The following is a 19,985-nucleotide window of genomic DNA, read 5'->3' on the forward strand; positions in this document are numbered from 1 at the left end:
GCTGTAAAAGGGCTCAGGCAGGAGAGGTGCCGAGCATGTCATGGATTACCGCTTCAGCAACCCGAATGCCGTCGACGCCCGCCGAGAGAATCCCGCCGGCGTAACCTGCACCTTCACCTGCCGGGAACAAACCTTTGACGTTAAGGCTTTGCAGTTCTGCGTTGCGGGTGATACGCAGGGGCGATGACGTGCGGGTTTCGATTCCGGTGAGCACTGCATCGTGCATCGAGAAGCCGCGAATCTGCTTTTCGAACGCCGGCAGCGCCTCGCGAATGGCTTCAATGGCAAAATCCGGCAAAGATGGCGCCAGATCGCCCAGTTTCACGCCTGGCTTGTAGGACGGCTCGACGCTGCCCAGTCCCGTGGATGGCTTGCCAGCAATGAAATCACCGACCAATTGGCCTGGCGCTTCATAGGTGCTGCCGCCGAGAATGTAGGCGTGAGATTCAAGCTGCTCTTGCAGTTCGACACCCGCCAACGGACCGCCCGGATAATCCTGTTCCGGAGTGATGCCCACGACAATACCGGCATTGGCGTTGCGCTCATTACGCGAGTACTGGCTCATGCCGTTGGTGACCACGCGATTGGGCTCGGATGTTGCCGCCACCACAGTGCCGCCCGGACACATACAGAAGCTGTAAACCGAACGGCCATTTTTTGCGTGATGCACCAGTTTGTAGTCGGCCGCGCCCAGTTTCGGGTGGCCGGCATATTTGCCCAGACGGGCGCGGTCGATGATCGATTGCGGGTGTTCAATGCGGAACCCCACCGAGAACGGTTTGGCTTCCATGAACACGTCGCGGCTGTGGAGCATGCGGAAGGTGTCTCGCGAGCTGTGACCGAGCGCCAGAATCACGTGACGGCTGAGCAATTGTTCGCCGTTTTCGAGCACTACGCCTTGCAGTTGACCGTCTTCTATCAAGACATCGCTGACGCGCTGCTCAAAACGGACTTCGCCGCCCAGCGCCTTGATTTCTTCGCGCATGGTGGCCACCACGCCGGTGAGGCGGAAGGTGCCGATATGCGGCTTGCTGACGTACATGATCTCTTCCGGCGCGCCGGCTTTGACGAACTCGGTGAGCACTTTGCGGCCGAGAAATTTCGGGTCCTTGATCTGGCTGTAGAGTTTGCCGTCCGAGAATGTCCCGGCGCCGCCCTCACCAAATTGCACGTTGGATTCCGGGTTAAGCACATTCTTGCGCCACAAACCCCAGGTGTCTTTGGTGCGTTGGCGGACTTCCTTGCCGCGTTCCAGCACGATTGGTTTAAGACCGGCCTGCGCCAGAATCAAGGCCGCAAAAATTCCGCAGGGGCCAAAACCGACAACGATTGGGCGTTGTTCAGGCGCGGTCTTGGCTACGCCCGCAGGCTTGTAGCTGATGTCGGGGCTGACGCTGATGTGGCGGTCTTCAGCGAATTTTTCGAGCAGTGCGGCTTCATCACGCACGGCGCAGTCGATGGTGTAGATGAACTGCAATTCGCTGGATTTCTTGCGCGCATCGTAGCTGCGTTTGAACAGCGTGAAGTCGAGCAGGGCGTCATCGTTGATGCCAAGACGCTGCGCAATAGCAGGGCGCAGGGCTTCTTCCGGATGATCGAGGGGTAATTTGAGTTCGGTAATGCGCAGCATGAGGGCGTCCACATTCAGGGCCGGAGGCAACCCGGCAACTTGAGAAGGCGCTGATTATACGCGGATTTGCGCGCCGCGAGACTGCCCGGCGCTGAGCCCGGTCAGCCGTTTGGCTGAAAGTGTTGCGAAGCAGCGGCTGCCAGCATCGGGGGTCGCCAGCAGCCACTTGCGATTCAGCGGTCGTATGCGCCGCCGTAGTAGGCACAACCGCGCATAACCGTGCCATTGAGGCGCAGTTCTGCGCTCAGGTGCTGAACGCCGCCGCTCATGCTGTTAATGCAGCGCTGCGGAGTGACCCACAACTCAACGCGCTCACCATTGGCTTCGCTGGCGATGCTGGTGCGGCCTTCCGGCAACTGCTCGACCACATAAGGCAGAACCAGCGGGTCTTTACCCAGACGCTTGAGGAGCATGCCCTTATTGCTGACCAACACATTCCAGTCTGGCTCAGTGCCACTGGCGTTGATCACGGTTGGCAAGAAGTTCAGGTCGCGGCAGGTTTGGCCTTCGGCCTGCAGGCGATAAACCGTGTCGAGCACAAATCGGCCATCGGCTTCGTTGTTGCCACCGGCGGTCAACTGGCCGCCAAAGTCGGCGTGAAGCGAGGAAGCGCCGTCGGCCATCAGGCGGCGGGCGTCCTGAGCAACACCGGTTGGGTCATCGTCGCTGATGACAAACTGACGCTTCTCATCGCACGGCTGGAACAGCAGTTTGCCGGCACTCATTTTCACTTCGCCTTGCATGCGACTGGAAGGAATCGGCGCATCCGGCTTGCCGGTGTACACGCAACCGGCAAAAATGGGTAACAGGGCAAATACAAAGGCGCGGCTGAGTTGCATCACAAGGTCTCCTGACAAGTGCGGCCACGTTACCGAGCCCGCCCGGTGTTCACAAGAGGCAGCATGGCGATGATTCAATCTAAGCGAGTCTATGAAGCCGTAACCGATAACGACGGACAGCGGGTGCTGGTGGATAGGCTGTGGCCGCGCGGCATCAGCAAGGCTGATTTGTCTGACGTTAACTGGTGCAAAGAGGTGGCGCCGAGTGATGCGTTGCGCAAACAGTTTCACCAACACCCCGACACCTTCACTGAGTTCCGTAAGGGTTATCGTCAGGAACTGGCGGCGCATCCGCAATACTGGCAGCAACTGCTGGTGATCGCCGCACGTGAAACCCTGACGCTGCTGTATGCGGCCAAGGACACGGAGCAGAATAACGCCGTGGTCTTGGCCGAATTCCTTGAGGATGAGCTGGATAGGCGCGGCGATTCAAGCTCGCCAGTGTGTTACGCCGACGAACGCTAAGGCTATTCTGCTGCGATGTCGGTTGGCTTGAACCAGAACTCGATTTCGTCGGTGTCCTGCTCGAAAGAGGCGGCATGTTCAACATGCGCCGGTACGTGATACCAGTCGCCGATGCCGAAGCGCTGAACAGCGCCGTGCATATGCAAGATTAATTCGCCGCGAATAATCACCCCATAGTTATCGGTGTCGTGGCTGTGGGGTTCGATATGGTCGCCGCTGGCGTAGGAGGCCAGCAGGACATCGGCGCCGTCTGCCGCCAGCTTGTAGGCATCAAATCGCCCGCTGTAGAGGGGTAGGGTGCGAAATTTGTCGGGATAAAGACCGCTCATGAAACCTCCGTATCGGGATAGCTAGAACATTCCGTGTTGATTAGGTGACTGGGCAGGCACCGCCTGAGCAATATCCCACAGTTCGACGATAAGGCCATCGACAAATCTAAACAGGTGCACCACCGCAATGCCGGGATCACCCGGTTTGTGAATCACCCGCGAGTGAACAGCCACGCGGTCACCGTCCTGCAAGCAGGTCTGCACCTCGAGTGCGGCGCAAGGATTGTTCTCGGCATTTTCCTGCATGGCCTGCATCAGCGACTGGGCATCGCCCTTGAAGTGCGGGTTATGGTGGATGAAGTCGTGGCGCACGCAGGCGCTGTAGGCTTTGGCGCTATGCCCCGAGATAGCCAGCTGGAGAAAGGCGACTGCGGTTTCTTTGTTTGACTGGGCTGTGCTCATCTTCGGCTCCTGTCAGGTGGCGCGTGATGCTGGTCCGCGAGGCCAGTGGGTTAGCGCATGAGTAAAGCGCATCACCCGAAAAGCCACAATTTTCAGCTTTTGCCAGCCGGATCAGCCGAGCTTGCTTCTAAACATAAAGTAAACCGCGCCCACCAGGCAAAGGCCTGCCCACAAGTAATCCAGCTTCAGTGGTTCTTTGAGGTACATCACCGAGAACGGCACGAAAACACTCAGGGTGATGACTTCCTGAATGATTTTCAGTTGGCCGACACTCAACACAGTAAAGCCAATGCGGTTGGCCGGAACCTGCAGCAAGTATTCGAACAGCGCGATGCCCCAACTGATGAACGCGGCGATTATCCAGGGTTTGTTATTCAATTCCTTGAGGTGGGCATACCAGGCGAAGGTCATGAACACATTGCTGCAGGCGAGAAGCCCGATTGAGACGAGGATTGGATTCATTGCTGTGGTTTCTGCGAGGTCAGGCCAGATTCAGGCCGCGAGCGCCAATGATAGGGTCGAATTCAACGCGCGTGAAGCAGCTGGTAGGCGCGAAACAACTCGCTGACGGCAATGCCATCAATGGTCATTTCGCTGAGGTCGGCATCTTCGATACGAACCCCGCTCAGGCAGACGTTGCGCAGGGTAGCGTTACGCAACGAGACGTTGTTGAACTGCGCCAGATCTATGCGAACGTCATTGAAGCAGGCGTGGCTCAAATTGACGTCGTCAAAAGTCGAGCCTGTAAGGTCGGTGTTCTCGTGGTGTACGGCGTTGGTGTTCGGCATCGCTGTGCTCCTTGGCAGTGGTTGCAGCATCCATTTATCGCGGTGAACACGCGTTTGGTGAGCCTAGCGCCTGAAAAAGTAAGGCAATGCCGCCACCACGGCGCACACCGCGACCATCAGCACAACAGATTCGATGAAGTAGGGCAGGCCCATCAGCAGAAGGCCGCAGACAAAGGGCACGGCCGAGCGCTGTTTCTTGCCGTAAATGGCGTAGCCAAGGCCAATAGAGCCGAACAGCAAACCCCACAACAGTGATGCCGTGTCTAAGCTCAACCTGAGTTACCCATCAGCGTTTCAGGCTCCAGGTGTCTGGCGCGCCCTGAACGGCGATAATTTCCGGGCTGCGCGTGCAAACTGCGCGAACCCGGTCGGGGGGCAGGAGTAACGCTTCGGCCATGTCTTGCGCGGTGTGGAGGGTTTCAGGGTTTGTGCCGGCAGCGTCTCGCAGAAACTTCAGCACCACGCCTTCATCGATTTTGAACTTGATCCATTTATAGAGCCAGTAATGGCCGATAAGCGCCACGATCACCACGATGGCAATTATCACTTTCGCTTCCATGTCCGGCTCCTGTTTCTGCGCTCAGGCTTAAAGCGCCAAGCATACGGGTTTCAGCGCCCCGGCTGCCACTGATCATAGGCCGGCAGGCCGTTGTATTCGAGCCACGGCACGTCGTATTCAGTCCAGATATGGTGCTGAGGTTGCACGCCAGGGTCTTCATCGAGTGTGGCAACGCGCACAATCACATGAGGCTGCTGGTCGCGCTCGGCAACCAAGTGCGAGCCGCAGACTGAGCAGAAGCGCCGCAGTTTGCCGGGTGATGACTCGAAAGCTGCTAGTTTGTCTTCACCTTTGAGCCAGCGAAAATGCTCGCGCAGTACCCCGGCCGTGGTGGCAAAGGCCGCTGAGTGCGCCTTGCGGCAGGTGCGGCAATGACAATGCCCGATTGGCTTGTCGAGGCTGTCTATCTGGTATTCGATTGAGCCACACAAACAACTGCCTTTCATGTTGCCTCCAGAGACGCTGGTTAGTGATTGGTTGTTGCTTTCAGAGGGTTCGTACCGCGCCTGAAACACGGATGGAGGCGCCTGGTGTTGGGGGAATCTGCGCGGTGATTCGCGAGCGCATCCCCATGTCTTCACCCTGAATGATCTCTATTTGGCCGTTATGTGGCCAGCTGATGTCACGCAGGTAGCCCGCCAGTGCTGCGGTTGCTGCGCCGGTTGCCGGGTCTTCGTAAACGCCGCCCGAGGCAAACGGATTCCGGCTATGGATCAACTGCGGTGTTTGCGCATAGCCGAGCAGAATGGTCACCAGCCCGGCATCGTTCATCAGCTTGCGTCCAGCCTCCTGGTCGTAGTGCATGGCAGCGAGTTGTTCGCGGCTGTTGAGCATGATCAGCAAATGATCGGCGCCGCCGTTTGCCAGCGCGGGTGCAATGCGCGTGTCCAGTGCTGCACGGTTATAGCCGAATAACGCCAGTGCTTGATCCAGCAGGTCATCGGGCGCTGGCGCGCTGCGTGTGGGAGGGGATTGCAGCGCCGCTGAGAGTTGCCCATCGGTTTGTTGGCCTTCGACGCTGATCGATGCCAGATTCAGTTCCAGCGGATAGACGCCATTGCCGTGACGCATGGCCAGCGCCGCGCCCAGTGCAATGGTTGCATGGCCACAGAAAGGCACTTCCGATTCTGGCGAGAAATAGCGCACGAGCCATGCCGAGCCTTGAGGCGCGGCGAAGGCTGTTTCGGAGTAACCGACTTCATGGGCGATACGCTGCATGTCCTCGGCGGCAGGCAGTTCGTTACAGATAACTATGCCAGCAGGATTGCCGCCCGTTTCTCCATCAGCAAATGCCGCCAATCGTTGGATGTCCATGATCTCTCCGGGGTTAGTCGCGTGTTATCAATTTTACTGTGAAGTCTTGCGTTGCGCCTGGTGCTGCAAACAACTGTCCGAGTGTTGGAAAGTCTTCTTCGCTATCAAAAGCGCCGCGCTGCGGTTGTTGGCGTCTGCGTTCCGCCAGTTGCGCCAGGCATAGCGCATCGCTCGTTTGCAGTCCGTATTGGCGACGTCTGACGGCCTGATTTCTCAGGTGTCGGTGGCCATGGTGAAGGTCAGGCGGTTGCCGAACGGGTCCATCACCGACATATCGCGGCTGCCCCACGGCATGTCTGCAATGTGCGGGCGACTGTAGCCGTAGGCTTTGGCGAGTAATTGTTGCTGCAGTGCATCGATGTCTGCGCTCTCGATACGCAGTGCCGCACCGGGGCAGCAATCGCCGTGATGCTCGGACAGGTGAATGATGCAGGCATCGCGCGAGACCTGCATATATAGCGGTAAGTCTGCGGCAAAGCGATGTTGCCAGTCGAGCGTGAAACCGAGGAAGTCGACATAAAATTCGAGAGCCTTGGCACTGTCGAAAATCCGCAGAATCGGGGTGGTTTGCAGCAGCTTCATGGTCACGCGTTCCCTGTGCGAGTTGTTGTGTAAGCTTTGTATAGTTCAGCCTGGCGCTTCAAAGCTGGCGCGGGGCAAACATGATGATTGCCATGCCCAGCAGCGCCACGCCGCCGCCAATCAGGTCCCAGTGGCTGGGCTTGATCCCGTCCACCAGCCACAGCCAAATCAGCGCGGTCGCTATATAAACGCCGCCATAGGCTGCATACACGCGACCTGCGGCCGTTGGGTGCAGGGTCAGGAGCCAGGCAAACAGGCTCATGCTGAGCAATGCCGGGAGCAGCAGCCAAATGCTCTTGCCTTGCTTCAACCACAGATAGGGTAAATAGCAGCCGATTATTTCGGCCAGCGCGGTCAGTACAAACAGGCCGATGGTTTTAAGCTCAGGCATGGGCGATTACCTGCAACAGCCGCTGGTGCGGGGAGTCAAAATACATCTTCGACTACGTCCAGAATGAAGTCGGCGCGCTCTTCAATACTCACCTTGGGCACCTCGACAGGCGTGTATCCCCAGAGCGTGTACCACTGTTTCAATCCTTCGAAAACCTGCACCGATTCCTCGAAGGTCTGGTCGCGCTCGGCGTCGGTCGTGTAGATTTCCGGCCACGGCTCGAATAAAAACACCACCTCGTTGTACGGATGGGCAACCACTTTGCGGGCCTTGTCGAGGTGTGAAAGGGCGCCGATGACATTGAGCATGTTCAACGCATCGAGAACGCCACGGTCGTAAAACGTGGGCTCGTCCTCGATCCAGAGTTTGTGATATTGCTCGATGTCTGCGCGCAGAACGTCCTGGGCAAAGGTTTTTGGGTCTGGGCGCGGCGGCAGGTTCTGACTCAGACGGGCTTGGATGATTTGCCTGGCAGACTCCGGTGCAACCGCCAGTTCACGTTGCTGCAAGGCATGCAGTACGCTGGTTTTGCCCGCACCCGGGCCGCCCGTGAGTACAAATCTGCTATTCATTTACACCGCCAATGTGTGCTGGGAGTCATCTGCTGCTACCGAGTGTTTGCGTGGCCGTGGCACAAGGTCTGAGCACTTTACCCGAGCACAGGTTCAAGTTTGTTGAAAAGTTACAGATTGAGCTTGGCACGTGCTTAGGCCTCGGGTGTGCCCGTGTCCTGGTCGCCTGAAGACAGGCCAGCCCGTGCGGCTGCGGCCAGGGCCTGATATTTGAGCTTGAAGGCATCCAGCGCGTCTTCCTCCAACTCCTCAAGGTCCAGCAGCGCGTTGTGCGCACCTTGGGTGGCACGAATCAATTCATCCAGCTTGACCTGAATCGCCTCAGTGTCGCGGTTCTGAGTGTTTTGGATGAGGAACACCATCAGGAAGGTGATGATGGTCGTGCCGGTATTTATCACCAACTGCCAGGTGTCGCTGAAGCCAAACAGCGGGCCGCTGATCAGCCATACGACGATTAACCCGGCAGCGAAGGTGAATACGCGTGGGCGGCCGCAAAAGTGTGCCGCCGATTTGGCGAAGCGCGAATACCAGGCGTTGCGTTGCATCAGGCGGCTCCCGTTACGGTTGGGGACTTACTTTTTGTCGAGGATCAGGTCGTTTAGTAGCAATCAGTCTTGGATGAGGGTGGCTGCACAAAAAAGGGATCAGCCGACTATTTGCATCGGGCTGATCCCTTAATTAACGGTTGAGCTATGGGCCTGAGGCGTTAGCCATTAACCAGTTGTTTCTTGAACTTCTTGGCCTTGAACGCCAGCACCACCATGATCACGCCAAAAACAACCGCATATGTGGCGATGAGCCAGAGCAGGGTCAGCGCGCCGGCAAGCGGTTGCGCCACCATGATCACGCCAAACAGAATCGAGGCGGCACCTGCCAGAATCAACAACCACTCACCCTTGATCTCACGGCGCAGACGAATAGCCGTAACCACCTGCATAACCCCCGATGCAATCGCCCAGATCGCAATGTAGAACATCAGCGCCACGGTCGTAATGCCCGGGGCAGTGAGCGTCAGTACACCAATGCCCACGCCGACCAGCCCCCAGAGAAGAAAGGCCCACCAGTGATCGTCTTCTTTACGCCCGGATATTGCAGTCCAAATCCCCAGTACCCCATCCGTCAGGCTATAGATACCGAACAGAATGACTAATGCCGCCAGAGAAATGCCCGGTTGGATCCACGTCAGTACGCCAAACAAAATTGCTATCACGCCGCGCACCAGCAGCATCCACCATGTATCGGAAAGAATGCCGGACAATTGGTTTTTATCCATCTGAATATCCATATGCGATTTACTCCGTCAATTAAGAACCTGCCACTTCAGTCTATGCCAATCTGCAATTTTTGCTTGAGTCATACGCCGTCCATAAATGTGCGCACGGGGTGTCTAACAGGCATGGATCGGGGCATTAGCGATACGGGGCTGGGGGAAAGGACAACGTGGTATGGCGTCGACGCCTTTGGAGACCGAAGCTGCCCGGCAAAATAGTAGAGCTAGCCCACCGAAAGATGGATAACCGCAGGTTAGGTGACCGTTGAGCAAAGGTGCGGCATTGCCGCGGGCCCGAGATTGGGCGATTGCCATCGCCATGACGGATTACCCGGCGCCGCCGTGTTATCCATCCTCCGGTTTGGCCATCAAGACCGAGGCGAGTCTCGGAGGATGGATGAACCGAAGGTTGATCCGTCATTGAGGGATCGGCGTGAAATGGATGCGACCGGTTTAGGCGATTGTCATCGCCATGACGGATTACCCGGCGTGGCCGTGTTATCCATCCCCCGGTGTTTGGCCATCAAGACCAAGGCGAGTGGCGGAGGATGGATGAACCGCAGGTTGATCCGTCATTGGGGGATTGGCGTGAAATGGCTGCGACCGCATTGGGCGATTGTCATCGCCATGACGGATTACCCGGCGCCGCCGTGTTATCCATCCTCCGGTTTGGCCATCAAGACCGAGGCGAGTGGCGGAGGATGGATGAACCGCAGGTTGATCCGTCATTGAGGGATCGGCATGAAATGGGGGCGCACGCATTGGGCGATTGCCATCGCCATGACGGATTACCCGGCGCCGCCGTGTTATCCATCCTCCGGTTTGGCCATCAGGACCGAGGCGAGCGGCGGAGGATGGATGAACCGTAGGTTGATCCGTCATTGAGGGATTGGCGTGAAATGGATGCGGCCGGTTTAGGCGATTGTCATCACCATGACGGATTACCCGGCGTGGCCGTGTTATCCATCCCCCGGTTTGGCCATCAGGACCGAGGCGAGTATCGGAGGATGGATGAACCGAAGGTTGATCCGTCATTGAGGGATTGGCGTGTAATGGGGGCGCACGCATTGGGCGATTTCATCGCCATGACGGATTACCCGGCGTAGCCGTGTTATCCATCCTCCGGTTTTGCCATCAGGACCGAGGCGAGTGACGGAGGATGGATGAACCGCAGGTTGATCCGTCGTTGGGGGAATGGTTTTGTAACACGCATTAAAAAGCCCCGGTTATTAAACCGAGGCTTTGAATTTGGCTCCACGACCTGGACTCGAACCAGGGACCCAATGATTAACAGTCATTTGCTCTACCAACTGAGCTATCGCGGAACAACGGTGCGTATCCTACTGATTCAGAACGGAAAGTCAACACTCTGCCGATCATTGAAATGCAATTTTTTTCGCTCTTTTATAATTTTAGCTGGCGCTGCAGAATTTTGGCCGGTGAGGCGCTGCTGAAAAGAAAAAAACGGCATAAAAACCCAGATTATTTAGAATCAATCTGAGCCTTTAGCCGTTTTCAGGGTGTCGATTGTCTCGACACCCATTCTGCTGGAGGCGCATTTTGGTTGCGCCTCTTAATCGCTTACAGGACGTTGGCGATTGCTTCGGTCACTGCTGGCAGGTTGCGCTGGTTCAGCGCCGCTACGCAGATGCGGCCTGTGCCGACGGCGTAGATGCCGAACTCGTTGCGCAGGCGTTCTACTTGCTCGGTGGTGAGGCCGGAGTAGGAGAACATGCCGCGCTGTTGGGCAACGAAGCTGAAATCGCGCTTGGCGCCAAGGGCGGCCAGTTGTTCAACCATGGCCATGCGCATGTTGCGGATGCGGTCGCGCATTTCGCCCAGCTCGGCTTCCCACATCGCCCGCAGCTCTGGCGTGTTGAGCACGGTGGCGACAACGCTGGCGCCATGCGTTGGCGGGTTGGAGTAGTTGGTGCGGATGACACGCTTGACCTGCGACAGAACGCGGCCGGTTTCGTCGTTGGAGCCGGTCACGATCGACAGTGCGCCGACGCGCTCGCCATACAGCGAGAACGACTTGGAGAACGAGCTGGACACGAAGAAGGTCAGGCCCGACTGAGCAAACAGGCGCACAGCCACGGCATCTTCTTCAATGCCGTCGCCAAAGCCCTGATAAGCGATGTCGAGGAATGGCACGTGCTCGCGCTCACGGAGGATTTCCAGGATCGCTTGCCAGTCTTCGAGGTTCAGATCTACGCCGGTCGGGTTGTGGCAGCACGCGTGCAGCACAACGATTGAGCGGGTTGGCAGGTTCTTCAGGTCTTCGAGCAGGCCGCCGCGGTTTACACCGTTGCTGAATGCATCGTAGTAGCGATAATTACGCACAGGGAAGCCGGCCGACTCGAACAGGGCGCGGTGGTTTTCCCAGCTTGGGTCGCTGATGGCGACAGTTGCATCCGGCAGCAGGCGCTTGAGAAAATCTGCACCGATCTTCAGTGCGCCGGTACCGCCGAGCGCCTGAGTGGTGACTACCCGGCCTTCGCTGATCAGTCGCGAGTTGGCGCCGAACAACAGGGTTTGTACCGCTTGGTCGTAAGCCGCGATGCCTTCAATTGGCAGATAGCCGCGCGGGGCATGCGCTTCAATGCGCGCCTTTTCCGCCTCGGCCACTGCGCGAAGCAGCGGAATACGGCCTTCTTCGTTGGTGTACACACCAACTCCGAGGTTGACCTTGGTGGCGCGGGTATCCGCGTTGAATGCTTCGTTAAGACCCAGGATAGGATCGCGCGGAGCCATTTCGACGGCAGAGAACAGACTCATGGATGCGGCAACTCTGTGGCAAAGAGTGGAGGGCAGCAACCCGCAGTCGGCAAGGGCTGTGGGTTACGTAGTTGGCCCGGTAGTATAACGGGCCTGTGCACGTGCTGCGACTGCGCAAGCACGCTTTTCGTTAGGCTCTTTTGCCGCGTTAACGCCAGTTGACGCAGAAACGGCAATAGACCCTCGTTATGACGTACTCTATTGGGTCGCGTCACAACCGTTTGTCGAGGTTTGCTATGTCTGAGTTTGAATTAGTCACCCGTTTTCAGCCTGCAGGTGATCAACCGGAAGCAATCCGGCAGATGGTCGAGGGCCTCCAGGCTGGGCTTTCTCACCAGACCCTGCTCGGCGTGACCGGCTCGGGCAAGACCTTCAGCATTGCCAACGTAATTGCTCAGGTAAAGCGCCCGACGCTGGTGCTGGCGCCGAATAAAACCCTGGCCGCGCAGTTGTACGGGGAGTTCAAGAGTTTCTTCCCGCACAACGCAGTCGAATATTTCGTTTCCTACTACGACTATTACCAGCCCGAGGCGTATGTTCCGGCGTCCGACACGTTCATCGAGAAAGATGCCTCGATCAACGACCATATCGAGCAGATGCGGTTGTCGGCGACCAAGGCGCTGTTGGAGCGCAAAGACGCGATCATCGTCACCACCGTGTCGTGCATTTACGGTCTGGGCAGCCCCGAGTCGTACTTGAAGATGGTCCTGCACGTTGACCGTGGCGATCGCATGGATCAGCGCGAACTGCTGCGCCGTCTGGCCGACTTGCAATACACCCGCAACGACATGGACTTTGCCCGTGCGACGTTCCGGGTGCGCGGCGATGTAATCGACATCTTTCCGGCGGAATCGGACCTCGAAGCGGTGCGCATTGAGCTGTTCGATGATGAGGTGGAGAGCATTTCGGCATTTGATCCGCTGACCGGCGAAGTGATTCGCAAAATGCCGCGCTTCACCTTTTACCCCAAGAGCCACTACGTAACGCCTCGCGAAACGTTGATGGAGGCGATCGACAAGATCAAGGTCGAGTTGGCAGAGCGCCTCGAGTACCTGCGCGGCGCCGACAAGCTGGTCGAAGCGCAGCGCCTTGAGCAACGCACACGGTTTGATCTGGAGATGATTCTCGAACTCGGCTACTGCAACGGCATCGAGAACTACTCACGCTATCTGTCCGGTCGCGGGCCGGGCATGCCGCCGCCAACTCTTTACGATTACCTGCCGGACGAAGCCCTGCTGGTGATCGATGAGTCGCACGTGAGCGTGCCGCAAGTAGGCGCCATGTACAAAGGCGACCGCTCGCGCAAAGAGAATCTGGTCAACTACGGCTTCCGTTTACCGTCGGCGCTGGATAACCGCCCGATGCGTTTTGAGGAGTGGGAAGCTGCCAGCCCGCAGACCATCTTTGTCTCGGCAACGCCCGGACCGTATGAAGCTGAACATGCCGGACGGGTGATTGAGCAAGTGGTGCGGCCGACCGGTCTGGTCGACCCGGAAATTGAGGTGCGCCCGGCGCTGACGCAGGTTGATGATTTGATGTCAGAAATCCAAAAGCGCGTGGAGATCGGTGAGCGCGTGCTGGTGACCACACTGACCAAGCGCATGGCCGAAGATCTGACCGATTATCTCGGCGATCACGGCATCAAGGTTCGCTACCTGCACTCCGACATCGACACGGTTGAGCGGGTCGAGATTATTCGTGATCTGCGCATCGGTGCGTTTGATGTGCTGGTCGGGATCAACTTGCTGCGTGAAGGCTTGGATATGCCGGAAGTCTCGCTGGTGGCGATTCTCGATGCCGACAAGGAAGGCTTCCTGCGTTCCGAGCGTTCATTGATCCAGACTATCGGTCGTGCCGCGCGGAACCTCAACGGCCGGGCGATTCTGTATGCCGACCGCATGACTGGCTCCATGGAGCGCGCAATCGGCGAAACCGAACGCCGTCGCGACAAACAGATCGCCTTCAACACGGCAAACGGCATCGTGCCCAAGGGCGTGTTCAAGGACGTCAAAGACATCATGGAAGGCGCTGTGGTGCCGGGCTCGCGCAGCAATAAGCGCAAAGGCATGGCCAAAGCGGCAGAGGAGCAGGCGCGCTACGAAAACGAACTGCGCTCGCCGAGCGAGATTTCCAAGCGGATTCGTCAGCAGGAAGAGAAGATGTACCAGTTGGCACGCGATCTGGAGTTTGAGGCTGCGGCGCAAATGCGCGACGAGATACAGAAATTGCGCGACCGCTTATTGCAGGTTTGATCGCTTTTACTGCGCGGGAGGTTTCTCCCGCGCAGTGTTTGCGCTTAGTGGGCCTTCCACTTTTTCGCGGTATCGGCGAGTTGTTCACGCATGCCTTCAAGTGTTGCCGACAACTCATGCGTCAGCAGTATGTAGCCGCCCAGGCTGGAAATGGTGTCGGCCTCAAAGTGCAGCGGCTTTTCCAGCGGATGGCGTTGCTTGCTGATCGCATTCGCCGAGCCGATGCGCAGTGCCCGCGCCATGCCCACCAATAAGCGTCTGATGCTGCGATTCTCTGCGCCCAGCGCGGACTGCAATAACGCCAAACCTTGTTCGTCATTCGGTCGGGTGTGCGCGAGAATTTCCAATGTGCTGATGCACATGCGCAAACTGCGCTGAATCGCGTCCATTCGGGTCATGGATATGTGCATTTCCTTGGCCGCCGATGGCATTAATGAACGCAGTTGCACCATGGTCTTGTTCAGGCGATTGAGAATCGCCTGATGCTCATCGCCCGTTACCGGCTTGCCGGAAATAATCCGGCTATGAATGGCCGCGCAATCACGCAGTGCGCCCGACAGGTTGTAGCGCCAGGAATAAAACGCGTAGAGGGGCAAAGCAAACGAAAACAGCAGCGCCAGGACGATACCAATCAGAATATTCAGGCTGCGCCAAATGCCTATGCTCAGCGGATTATCGCCATGCCCGGCGACGATAAACAGGGTGATGGCCGATAGCAGGGCGATGTAGCCGCCCTTGTCGATGGCGTGATAGGCAAACACGCCGCAGCACAGCGACATCAAGGTGTACGTCAGCACTGGCATTTGCAGGTAGTCGTGCTGGATAGCCAACAGCAAGCCCAAACCGGCGCCGATCAGCGTACCTGCCGCACGTTCTGCGGCCTTGCGGCGAATATTGCCGTGATGCTGCAAGCCGCCAATGACCACCAGCATAGTCACCGAAGCCCATTCACCGTGGGGCACACTGATGCCGGTGGTGAGCAAAATGGATACCAGCAACCCGACCGAAATACGTCCCGCATGAATATAACGCGCATTGCGATAACGCCGGTACGGATCAGTAACCGGGCGAACCAGTTTGTGCAAAAAAGTGCGGATACGAAGAGTGTGCAAATCGCCGCCTGTTCGATGTTCAAGGGTCGGACGTTCAGAGTACTAAAGTCCATCTGCAAACCGTAGCCCAAAGCCGATCAGCCACCAAACGCCGATGCGTTGCGCAGCGACATTTTATCGCCGGCCGATAATATGCCGACCCCGTATAACCGGTGGCGAGCCATGACGGAAGCCGCGTTGCGGATTCCATCCTCCACATTCAACCCAGAACCGAAACCGGTGATCCAAAAACCGAAAAACCGTAAAACCGGAGGATGGATAGCGTGCGCAGCACCGCAATCCGTCATGGCGATGCAATCGCCCAATCAACAGACCAACGCAAAATCCCGCACAGCCAAAACTCAAAGCCAATCCGCGCAACACAGCCCTGCCGCCATGACGCAAATCGCGATGCGGATTCCATCCTCCACATCCAAACCGGAACCCAAATCCGGACAACCGAAAAAACCGAAAACCGGAGGATGGATAGCGTGCGCAGCACCGCAATCCGTCAAGGCGATGCAATCGCCCAATCAACAGACCAACGCAAAATCCCGCACAGCCCAAATGCCCAAATCCAATCTGCGCAACACAGTCCCGCCGTCATGACGGAAGCCGCGACGCGGATTCCATCCACCACATTCAAACCGGAACCCAGACCCGGACAACCGAAAAACCGAAAAACCGGAGGATGGATAGCGTGCGCAGCAAAGCAATCCGTCAAGGCGATGCAATCGCCCAATCAACAGACCACCGTAAAATCCCGCACCGCCAAAAACCCAAAGTCAAACCGCGCAACACAGCCCCGCCGCCATGACGGAAGCCGCGATGCGGATTCCATCCTCCACATTCAAACCGGAACCCAAATCCGGACAACCGAAAAACCGGAGGATGGATAGCGTGCGCAGCATCGCAATCCGTCATGGCGATGCAATCGCCCAATCAACAGACCAACGCTAAACCCCGCACCGCCAAAAATCCAAAGCCCATCCGCGCAATACAGCCCCACCGCCATGACGGAAGCCGCGTTGCGGATTCCATCCTCCATATTCAAACCGGAACCCAAATCCGGAACACCGAAAAATCGAAAAACCGGAGGATGGATAGCGTGCGCAGCACCGCAATCCGTCATGGCGATGCAATCGCCCAATCAGCAGACCAACGCAAAACCCCGCACCGCCAAAACTCAAAGCCAATCCGCGCAACACAGTCCCGCCGCCATGACGCAAATCGCGATGCGGATTCCATCCTCCGACATAAACCTCAAACATCGCTTGGATGACGGCAATCCGCGCGGTGTGTGGCCGTGAATGCAGACCTTAACGTTTGCCCATTGAGCGACGGGTGCCGTTTGGTGCGGGGCCGATCTTCTTTTCGTGGGCGGATTTATGACCTTTGCCGTGCCACGCTTGATTGTCGTTCTTGCCCGGCGCAAATGTGGCGGGTGAGAACGGGAATTTGAAGGCAGGAATAACCGGTTTGCTGTTGGGTTCGCCAATCGCTTCAGGCGTCGACTCGTTGATAGCGACCTCCGGCGAAATCGCTTGGGGCTCGAGTGACTGGGCGGGCGGTTGTTTTGTGGTCATGATGATCCGGCAGGCGCTGGGGGAATAGGGGGCGCGAGTATACGCCTTGCCCGCTAATTAGCTATGCAGGGCGCTGGCCGGTGATCAAATTCCGATGCGCAGCGTCAGCAACGCGCCTGGCACATAACCCGGATGAGGGGCCGGCATGGTTTTAATCGACGTCACATTAAAGCTCACCCGTTCATGGCGCGTCTTGGCTGCGGCAATAAAATGACTGGGTTCGTGGCTATGTCCGGGTTTGGCGATCAAGCGCGTCAGTAACTGAGTATTCCGGCCAACCTGGCTCAACCGGCGCTCAATACTCACCGCCTTGATTTCTGTAAGCCCCATGCTGGCCGAGCCCATTGGCGGTTGGATTAACGATTTGTCTATGCCCGTAGCACCAATTCGTTCAGCCAGGCAGGCGGTGATTATTCCGGTAAAAGTGAGACAGAGCGCGTGGAGGTGGAGCATTGCACAATCCTTGTGGAGTAAATCCATGCTGAAAATCAGCGCGATAGTCGTTGACTCGATGCGCCAATTCTAGAGATTGCAGCGCTGGCGAGGGCTAACTGCAATCACACAATTGCCTACACAAGGCGTGCCACTGCCAGAGGCTTGCAAAACTGTGATCTGCGCCAGCAACAGCAACTCGCTGTTAGGCCAATAGCATTGAGTCACCCCGAGAAATGGCTGATTTTCTACCGTTGATCGCTTTTGCATAATCTTCAATAAAGCAAATCAAGGCGCAGGCCGATATGCCCGACGAGGCCTCTATTGCACAGTTTTCGGCGTTAAAAAAACACTGTAAATTTTGTGGGATTGGCAATGGTGTTGCGTATATAGTGGCTATTTGATGTCAATGGTGCCGTTTCGTCGTCTGCACCCAATAGGTGTTTCATGCTTGCCAGCAGTTACAACAGTGTTTTTGTCATCTTTTCTCTGATTGTTGCCATTCTCGCGTCTTACACTGCCCTGAACATGGCTGGGCGTGTTTCCAGTTCCAGAGGGGCGTCCCACACGGGCACGTCCTCTACTGGCATGTCCCGAACGGGCACGTCCTCTACAGGCACGTCCCGCACGGGCAAGTCCCACACGGGCACGTCCCAATACAGCAAATCATCTGCGCTCTGGTTGGCGGGCGGCTCGTTTGCGATGGGCTTTGGGATTTGGTCGATGCACTTTATCGGCATGCTCGCATTCAGTTTGCCCATCCCGCTGGGCTATGACGTCACGCTGACAGTGCTGTCGTTGTTGATCGCTATCGTATCCTCGGCCTTTGCGCTGTGGCTGGTTTGCCAGCACAATCTTCCCGGCGTGCGGCTCGGGGTTGGCGGCTTGTTGATGGGCTCAGGCATCGCCGCCATGCATTACACCGGCATGGCCGCAATGATGATGACGCCAGGCGTGGTCTATATCCCGTGGCTGTTTGTGTTGTCGATTGTTATTGCCGTTCTCGCTTCGTGGGCATCGTTGTGGATTGCCTTCCGCCTGCGCAGTGACAGCAAAAAGAATACCTACGCGCGTATTGGTGCATCGCTGGTGATGGGCTGCGCCATTGTCGGTATGCATTACACCGGTATGGCGGCTGCGCAGTTCCCGGTGGGGAGTTTCTGCGGCGCGGCGAACAGTGGCATTGATACCAAGTGGTTGGCGGTGCTGGTGATTGTTGTGAGCCTGGCTGTGTTTGCCATTGCTCTGATTATTTCGATGCTGGATGTGCGCACCAATATCCTCGCCACCTCCCTGGACCGGGCCAACAGCGAACTCTTGCAGTTGGCGCTGCATGACACCCTGACCAAGTTGCCGAACAGACTGCTGCTTAACGACCGCCTGGAACAGGCGATCAATAAGTCAGCACGCGAGCGTTACCCCTTTGCGGTGCTGTTCATGGACTTGGATGGCTTTAAAGCGGTCAACGATGTTTATGGGCATCACACGGGTGACCGCCTGCTTATGGAAGTTTCACAGCGGATTCTGAATACCAAGCGGGTTGAAGATACGGTGGCGCGCATAGGCGGTGACGAGTTCGTGTTGTTGATTGATCCGAGCGCTCCTGAAGACGCAGCGGCATTGGCGCAACGTTTGATCGACACCATCAACAAGCCTTACAGCATCGCCGGTAACGCCCTCAATGTGAGTGCAAGCATTGGCATCGCACTATTCCCGCATGATGGCAAGACCGCGCACGATCTGATGATTAACGCCGATGCGGCGATGTATCACGCCAAGGAAACCGGTCGTAATGGATACTGCTTCTTTGAGAGCAAGATGAACGCCAACGCGCACGAGCAGATGCAGCTGCAACAAGAGTTGCGCCATGCTGTTGAACGCAATGAATTCCTTTTGCACTACCAACCAAAAATGCTCGCACCGAAAGGGCCGATGGTAGGCGTCGAAGCGCTGTTGCGCTGGCAAAGCCCTGAGCATGGCCTGATTCAACCCGATATTTTCTTGCCACTCGCAGAGAGAAGCGGGTTGATTATTCCGATTGGCAACTGGGTGATTGATGAAGCTTGCCGGCAGATGCGCCAATGGCATGACGAGGGATATACCAGCTGGAGCGTAGCGGTAAACCTATCGACAGTTCAGTTGGCCCATACCAGCTTGGTCGATGTTGTACGTGACGCTTTGACGCGGCATTCACTCGATGCGCGATATCTGGTCCTGGAAGTGACCGAGTCCACCGCCATGCGCGATGCCGAGGCCAGCCTTGAGGTGCTTAATCGTTTATCGGCACTGGGCGTGAGTATTTCCATCGATGATTTTGGCACCGGCTATTCCAGCCTGTTGTACCTCAAGCGGTTGCCCGCCAATGAGCTGAAAATCGACCGTGGTTTCGTCACTGAATTGGCGCAAGGCAATGATGATGCTGCAATCGTTTCAGCGATCATCGCGCTGGGGCAAACCCTCGACATGCGAATCGTGGCTGAAGGTGTGGAAACCACTGGCCAACAGGAACTGTTGACGCGTTTGGGTTGCGACACCTTACAGGGATATTTCCTCGGCCGGCCCATGCCAGCAAACAAGTTGATCAACAGTTTGGCTGCAAACACCGCAATGGCTAATGATGCTGTGGCAGCTGGGTAAAGTTTCGCTCATATCGATCTGAATCGGACCAGTCTGAAAGCTGCTGAGCCGGCTGCAGTTGATGATGC

The 19,985-nt window shown here is 57.0% G+C and carries 24 protein-coding genes, 1 tRNA gene and 1 pseudogene; 6 read left to right on the top strand and 20 right to left on the bottom strand.

What is annotated here, in order from left to right:
- Positions 1 to 13: 13 nt before the first annotated feature.
- Both FEZ62_RS03600 and FEZ62_RS03605 read right to left on the bottom strand, forming a co-directional pair.
- On the bottom strand, positions 14 to 1,630 hold the full coding sequence (locus FEZ62_RS03600) for an NAD(P)/FAD-dependent oxidoreductase (RefSeq protein WP_172926833.1): 1,617 nt from the start codon (positions 1,628 to 1,630) through the stop codon (positions 14 to 16).
- 173 nt (positions 1,631 to 1,803) lie between these two features.
- Complete coding sequence (locus FEZ62_RS03605; RefSeq protein ID WP_172926834.1) at positions 1,804 to 2,469, bottom strand: hypothetical protein; 666 nt, start codon at positions 2,467 to 2,469, stop codon at positions 1,804 to 1,806.
- A gap of 69 nt (positions 2,470 to 2,538) precedes the next feature.
- Here FEZ62_RS03605 and FEZ62_RS03610 point away from each other — a divergent pair, with 69 nt between their 5' ends.
- Entirely contained in the window at positions 2,539 to 2,934 is a 396-nt protein-coding gene (locus FEZ62_RS03610) for a DUF488 family protein (protein ID WP_172927069.1), read from the top strand.
- A gap of 2 nt (positions 2,935 to 2,936) precedes the next feature.
- Here FEZ62_RS03610 and FEZ62_RS03615 read toward each other — a convergent pair whose 3' ends face one another.
- The 13 genes from FEZ62_RS03615 to FEZ62_RS03675 form a co-directional block, all read right to left on the bottom strand.
- Positions 2,937 to 3,263 (bottom strand): cupin domain-containing protein, encoded by a 327-nt coding sequence (locus tag FEZ62_RS03615; RefSeq protein WP_069901797.1) that lies wholly within the window; start codon positions 3,261 to 3,263, stop codon positions 2,937 to 2,939.
- 21 nt (positions 3,264 to 3,284) lie between these two features.
- Positions 3,285 to 3,665, bottom strand: coding sequence for a nuclear transport factor 2 family protein (locus FEZ62_RS03620; protein ID WP_172926835.1), 381 nt, complete (start codon positions 3,663 to 3,665; stop codon positions 3,285 to 3,287).
- Between the two features lie 111 nt (positions 3,666 to 3,776).
- Complete coding sequence (locus tag FEZ62_RS03625; RefSeq protein ID WP_069901799.1) at positions 3,777 to 4,127, bottom strand: DMT family protein; 351 nt, start codon at positions 4,125 to 4,127, stop codon at positions 3,777 to 3,779.
- Positions 4,128 to 4,189: 62 nt separating this feature from the next.
- Positions 4,190 to 4,453, bottom strand: a complete 264-nt coding sequence (locus FEZ62_RS03630) for a pentapeptide repeat-containing protein (RefSeq protein ID WP_172926836.1) — start codon at positions 4,451 to 4,453, stop codon at positions 4,190 to 4,192.
- A 63-nt stretch (positions 4,454 to 4,516) separates the two neighbouring features.
- On the bottom strand, positions 4,517 to 4,726 hold the full coding sequence (locus FEZ62_RS03635; protein ID WP_069901801.1) for a hypothetical protein: 210 nt from the start codon (positions 4,724 to 4,726) through the stop codon (positions 4,517 to 4,519).
- Between the two features lie 13 nt (positions 4,727 to 4,739).
- A complete protein-coding gene (locus FEZ62_RS03640; protein ID WP_069901802.1) occupies positions 4,740 to 5,012 on the bottom strand; it encodes a hypothetical protein in 273 nt (90 codons plus the stop codon).
- Positions 5,013 to 5,062: 50 nt separating this feature from the next.
- Positions 5,063 to 5,458, bottom strand: coding sequence for a GFA family protein (locus FEZ62_RS03645; RefSeq protein ID WP_172926837.1), 396 nt, complete (start codon positions 5,456 to 5,458; stop codon positions 5,063 to 5,065).
- A 40-nt stretch (positions 5,459 to 5,498) separates the two neighbouring features.
- Positions 5,499 to 6,326 carry a PhzF family phenazine biosynthesis protein gene (locus FEZ62_RS03650; protein ID WP_172926838.1) on the bottom strand — a complete coding sequence of 276 codons (828 nt, stop codon included), beginning with the start codon at positions 6,324 to 6,326 and terminating at the stop codon, positions 5,499 to 5,501.
- A 213-nt stretch (positions 6,327 to 6,539) separates the two neighbouring features.
- Complete coding sequence (locus FEZ62_RS03655) at positions 6,540 to 6,908, bottom strand: glyoxalase superfamily protein (RefSeq protein ID WP_172926839.1); 369 nt, start codon at positions 6,906 to 6,908, stop codon at positions 6,540 to 6,542.
- A 58-nt stretch (positions 6,909 to 6,966) separates the two neighbouring features.
- Positions 6,967 to 7,299 (bottom strand): YnfA family protein, encoded by a 333-nt coding sequence (locus FEZ62_RS03660; protein WP_172926840.1) that lies wholly within the window; start codon positions 7,297 to 7,299, stop codon positions 6,967 to 6,969.
- 35 nt (positions 7,300 to 7,334) lie between these two features.
- The gene (locus tag FEZ62_RS03665) at positions 7,335 to 7,871 is read right to left on the bottom strand and encodes an AAA family ATPase (protein ID WP_172926841.1); all 537 of its coding nucleotides are present in this window, start codon (positions 7,869 to 7,871) and stop codon (positions 7,335 to 7,337) included.
- A gap of 134 nt (positions 7,872 to 8,005) precedes the next feature.
- Positions 8,006 to 8,416, bottom strand: coding sequence for a low affinity iron permease family protein (locus FEZ62_RS03670; protein WP_069901808.1), 411 nt, complete (start codon positions 8,414 to 8,416; stop codon positions 8,006 to 8,008).
- Positions 8,417 to 8,577: 161 nt separating this feature from the next.
- A complete protein-coding gene (locus FEZ62_RS03675) occupies positions 8,578 to 9,144 on the bottom strand; it encodes an HdeD family acid-resistance protein (RefSeq protein ID WP_172926842.1) in 567 nt (188 codons plus the stop codon).
- Between the two features lie 390 nt (positions 9,145 to 9,534).
- On the opposite strand from FEZ62_RS03675, the gene FEZ62_RS03680 reads away from it, so the two are divergent.
- The gene (locus FEZ62_RS03680; protein ID WP_172926843.1) at positions 9,535 to 9,873 is read left to right on the top strand and encodes a hypothetical protein; all 339 of its coding nucleotides are present in this window, start codon (positions 9,535 to 9,537) and stop codon (positions 9,871 to 9,873) included.
- Between the two features lie 517 nt (positions 9,874 to 10,390).
- Here FEZ62_RS03680 and FEZ62_RS03685 read toward each other — a convergent pair.
- Positions 10,391 to 10,466: transfer RNA gene (locus FEZ62_RS03685), tRNA-Asn, on the bottom strand.
- A gap of 256 nt (positions 10,467 to 10,722) precedes the next feature.
- The gene (locus FEZ62_RS03690; protein ID WP_172926844.1) at positions 10,723 to 11,919 is read right to left on the bottom strand and encodes an amino acid aminotransferase; all 1,197 of its coding nucleotides are present in this window, start codon (positions 11,917 to 11,919) and stop codon (positions 10,723 to 10,725) included.
- A gap of 236 nt (positions 11,920 to 12,155) precedes the next feature.
- On the opposite strand from FEZ62_RS03690, the gene uvrB reads away from it, so the two are divergent.
- Positions 12,156 to 14,171 (top strand): excinuclease ABC subunit UvrB, encoded by a 2,016-nt coding sequence (gene uvrB, locus FEZ62_RS03695; RefSeq protein WP_172926845.1) that lies wholly within the window; start codon positions 12,156 to 12,158, stop codon positions 14,169 to 14,171.
- Between the two features lie 44 nt (positions 14,172 to 14,215).
- Here uvrB and FEZ62_RS03700 read toward each other — a convergent pair whose 3' ends face one another.
- Positions 14,216 to 15,283 (bottom strand): FUSC family protein, encoded by a 1,068-nt coding sequence (locus FEZ62_RS03700; protein ID WP_242454870.1) that lies wholly within the window; start codon positions 15,281 to 15,283, stop codon positions 14,216 to 14,218.
- A 162-nt stretch (positions 15,284 to 15,445) separates the two neighbouring features.
- Here FEZ62_RS03700 and FEZ62_RS03705 point away from each other — a divergent pair, with 162 nt between their 5' ends.
- Together FEZ62_RS03705 and FEZ62_RS03710 are read left to right on the top strand one after the other, a co-directional pair.
- Positions 15,446 to 15,871, top strand: coding sequence for a hypothetical protein (locus FEZ62_RS03705; RefSeq protein WP_172926846.1), 426 nt, complete (start codon positions 15,446 to 15,448; stop codon positions 15,869 to 15,871).
- 404 nt (positions 15,872 to 16,275) lie between these two features.
- On the top strand, positions 16,276 to 16,572 hold the full coding sequence (locus FEZ62_RS03710; RefSeq protein ID WP_172926847.1) for a hypothetical protein: 297 nt from the start codon (positions 16,276 to 16,278) through the stop codon (positions 16,570 to 16,572).
- A gap of 9 nt (positions 16,573 to 16,581) precedes the next feature.
- Here the strand turns inward: FEZ62_RS03710 and FEZ62_RS03715 are convergent, their stop codons facing one another.
- Together FEZ62_RS03715 and FEZ62_RS03720 are read right to left on the bottom strand one after the other, a co-directional pair.
- Entirely contained in the window at positions 16,582 to 16,848 is a 267-nt protein-coding gene (locus FEZ62_RS03715) for a hypothetical protein (protein ID WP_178115802.1), read from the bottom strand.
- A gap of 84 nt (positions 16,849 to 16,932) precedes the next feature.
- A complete protein-coding gene (locus FEZ62_RS03720) occupies positions 16,933 to 17,328 on the bottom strand; it encodes a hypothetical protein (RefSeq protein ID WP_172926848.1) in 396 nt (131 codons plus the stop codon).
- A 630-nt stretch (positions 17,329 to 17,958) separates the two neighbouring features.
- Between FEZ62_RS03720 and FEZ62_RS03725 the strand changes: the two are divergent.
- Positions 17,959 to 19,917: pseudogene (locus FEZ62_RS03725) on the top strand (EAL domain-containing protein); the annotation flags it as partial.
- Positions 19,918 to 19,985: the final 68 nt, after the last annotated feature.

It is taken from the genome of Pseudomonas sp. MS19 (assembly GCF_013277615.1).
GTDB lineage: Bacteria > Pseudomonadota > Gammaproteobacteria > Pseudomonadales > Pseudomonadaceae > Aquipseudomonas > Aquipseudomonas marincola.

What these genes read in the sequence shown, in the direction of transcription:
- FEZ62_RS03650 (WP_172926838.1), bottom strand. Translation starts at nt 6,326, where the DNA reads ATGGACATCCAACGATTGGCGGCATTTGCTGATGGAGAAACGGGCGGC.
- FEZ62_RS03710 (WP_172926847.1), top strand. Translation starts at nt 16,276, where the DNA reads ATGACGGAAGCCGCGTTGCGGATTCCATCCTCCATATTCAAACCGGAA.
- FEZ62_RS03670 (WP_069901808.1), bottom strand. Translation starts at nt 8,416, where the DNA reads ATGCAACGCAACGCCTGGTATTCGCGCTTCGCCAAATCGGCGGCACAC.
- FEZ62_RS03705 (WP_172926846.1), top strand. Translation starts at nt 15,446, where the DNA reads ATGACGGAAGCCGCGTTGCGGATTCCATCCTCCACATTCAACCCAGAA.
- FEZ62_RS03655 (WP_172926839.1), bottom strand. Translation starts at nt 6,908, where the DNA reads ATGAAGCTGCTGCAAACCACCCCGATTCTGCGGATTTTCGACAGTGCC.
- FEZ62_RS03610 (WP_172927069.1), top strand. Translation starts at nt 2,539, where the DNA reads ATGATTCAATCTAAGCGAGTCTATGAAGCCGTAACCGATAACGACGGA.
- FEZ62_RS03640 (WP_069901802.1), bottom strand. Translation starts at nt 5,012, where the DNA reads ATGGAAGCGAAAGTGATAATTGCCATCGTGGTGATCGTGGCGCTTATC.
- FEZ62_RS03620 (WP_172926835.1), bottom strand. Translation starts at nt 3,665, where the DNA reads ATGAGCACAGCCCAGTCAAACAAAGAAACCGCAGTCGCCTTTCTCCAG.
- uvrB (WP_172926845.1), top strand. Translation starts at nt 12,156, where the DNA reads ATGTCTGAGTTTGAATTAGTCACCCGTTTTCAGCCTGCAGGTGATCAA.
- FEZ62_RS03680 (WP_172926843.1), top strand. Translation starts at nt 9,535, where the DNA reads ATGGATGAACCGAAGGTTGATCCGTCATTGAGGGATCGGCGTGAAATG.
- FEZ62_RS03630 (WP_172926836.1), bottom strand. Translation starts at nt 4,453, where the DNA reads ATGCCGAACACCAACGCCGTACACCACGAGAACACCGACCTTACAGGC.
- FEZ62_RS03715 (WP_178115802.1), bottom strand. Translation starts at nt 16,848, where the DNA reads ATGACCACAAAACAACCGCCCGCCCAGTCACTCGAGCCCCAAGCGATT.
- FEZ62_RS03625 (WP_069901799.1), bottom strand. Translation starts at nt 4,127, where the DNA reads ATGAATCCAATCCTCGTCTCAATCGGGCTTCTCGCCTGCAGCAATGTG.
- FEZ62_RS03675 (WP_172926842.1), bottom strand. Translation starts at nt 9,144, where the DNA reads ATGGATAAAAACCAATTGTCCGGCATTCTTTCCGATACATGGTGGATG.
- FEZ62_RS03645 (WP_172926837.1), bottom strand. Translation starts at nt 5,458, where the DNA reads ATGAAAGGCAGTTGTTTGTGTGGCTCAATCGAATACCAGATAGACAGC.
- FEZ62_RS03600 (WP_172926833.1), bottom strand. Translation starts at nt 1,630, where the DNA reads ATGCTGCGCATTACCGAACTCAAATTACCCCTCGATCATCCGGAAGAA.
- FEZ62_RS03660 (WP_172926840.1), bottom strand. Translation starts at nt 7,299, where the DNA reads ATGCCTGAGCTTAAAACCATCGGCCTGTTTGTACTGACCGCGCTGGCC.
- FEZ62_RS03690 (WP_172926844.1), bottom strand. Translation starts at nt 11,919, where the DNA reads ATGAGTCTGTTCTCTGCCGTCGAAATGGCTCCGCGCGATCCTATCCTG.
- FEZ62_RS03665 (WP_172926841.1), bottom strand. Translation starts at nt 7,871, where the DNA reads ATGAATAGCAGATTTGTACTCACGGGCGGCCCGGGTGCGGGCAAAACC.
- FEZ62_RS03720 (WP_172926848.1), bottom strand. Translation starts at nt 17,328, where the DNA reads ATGGATTTACTCCACAAGGATTGTGCAATGCTCCACCTCCACGCGCTC.
- FEZ62_RS03615 (WP_069901797.1), bottom strand. Translation starts at nt 3,263, where the DNA reads ATGAGCGGTCTTTATCCCGACAAATTTCGCACCCTACCCCTCTACAGC.
- FEZ62_RS03605 (WP_172926834.1), bottom strand. Translation starts at nt 2,469, where the DNA reads ATGCAACTCAGCCGCGCCTTTGTATTTGCCCTGTTACCCATTTTTGCC.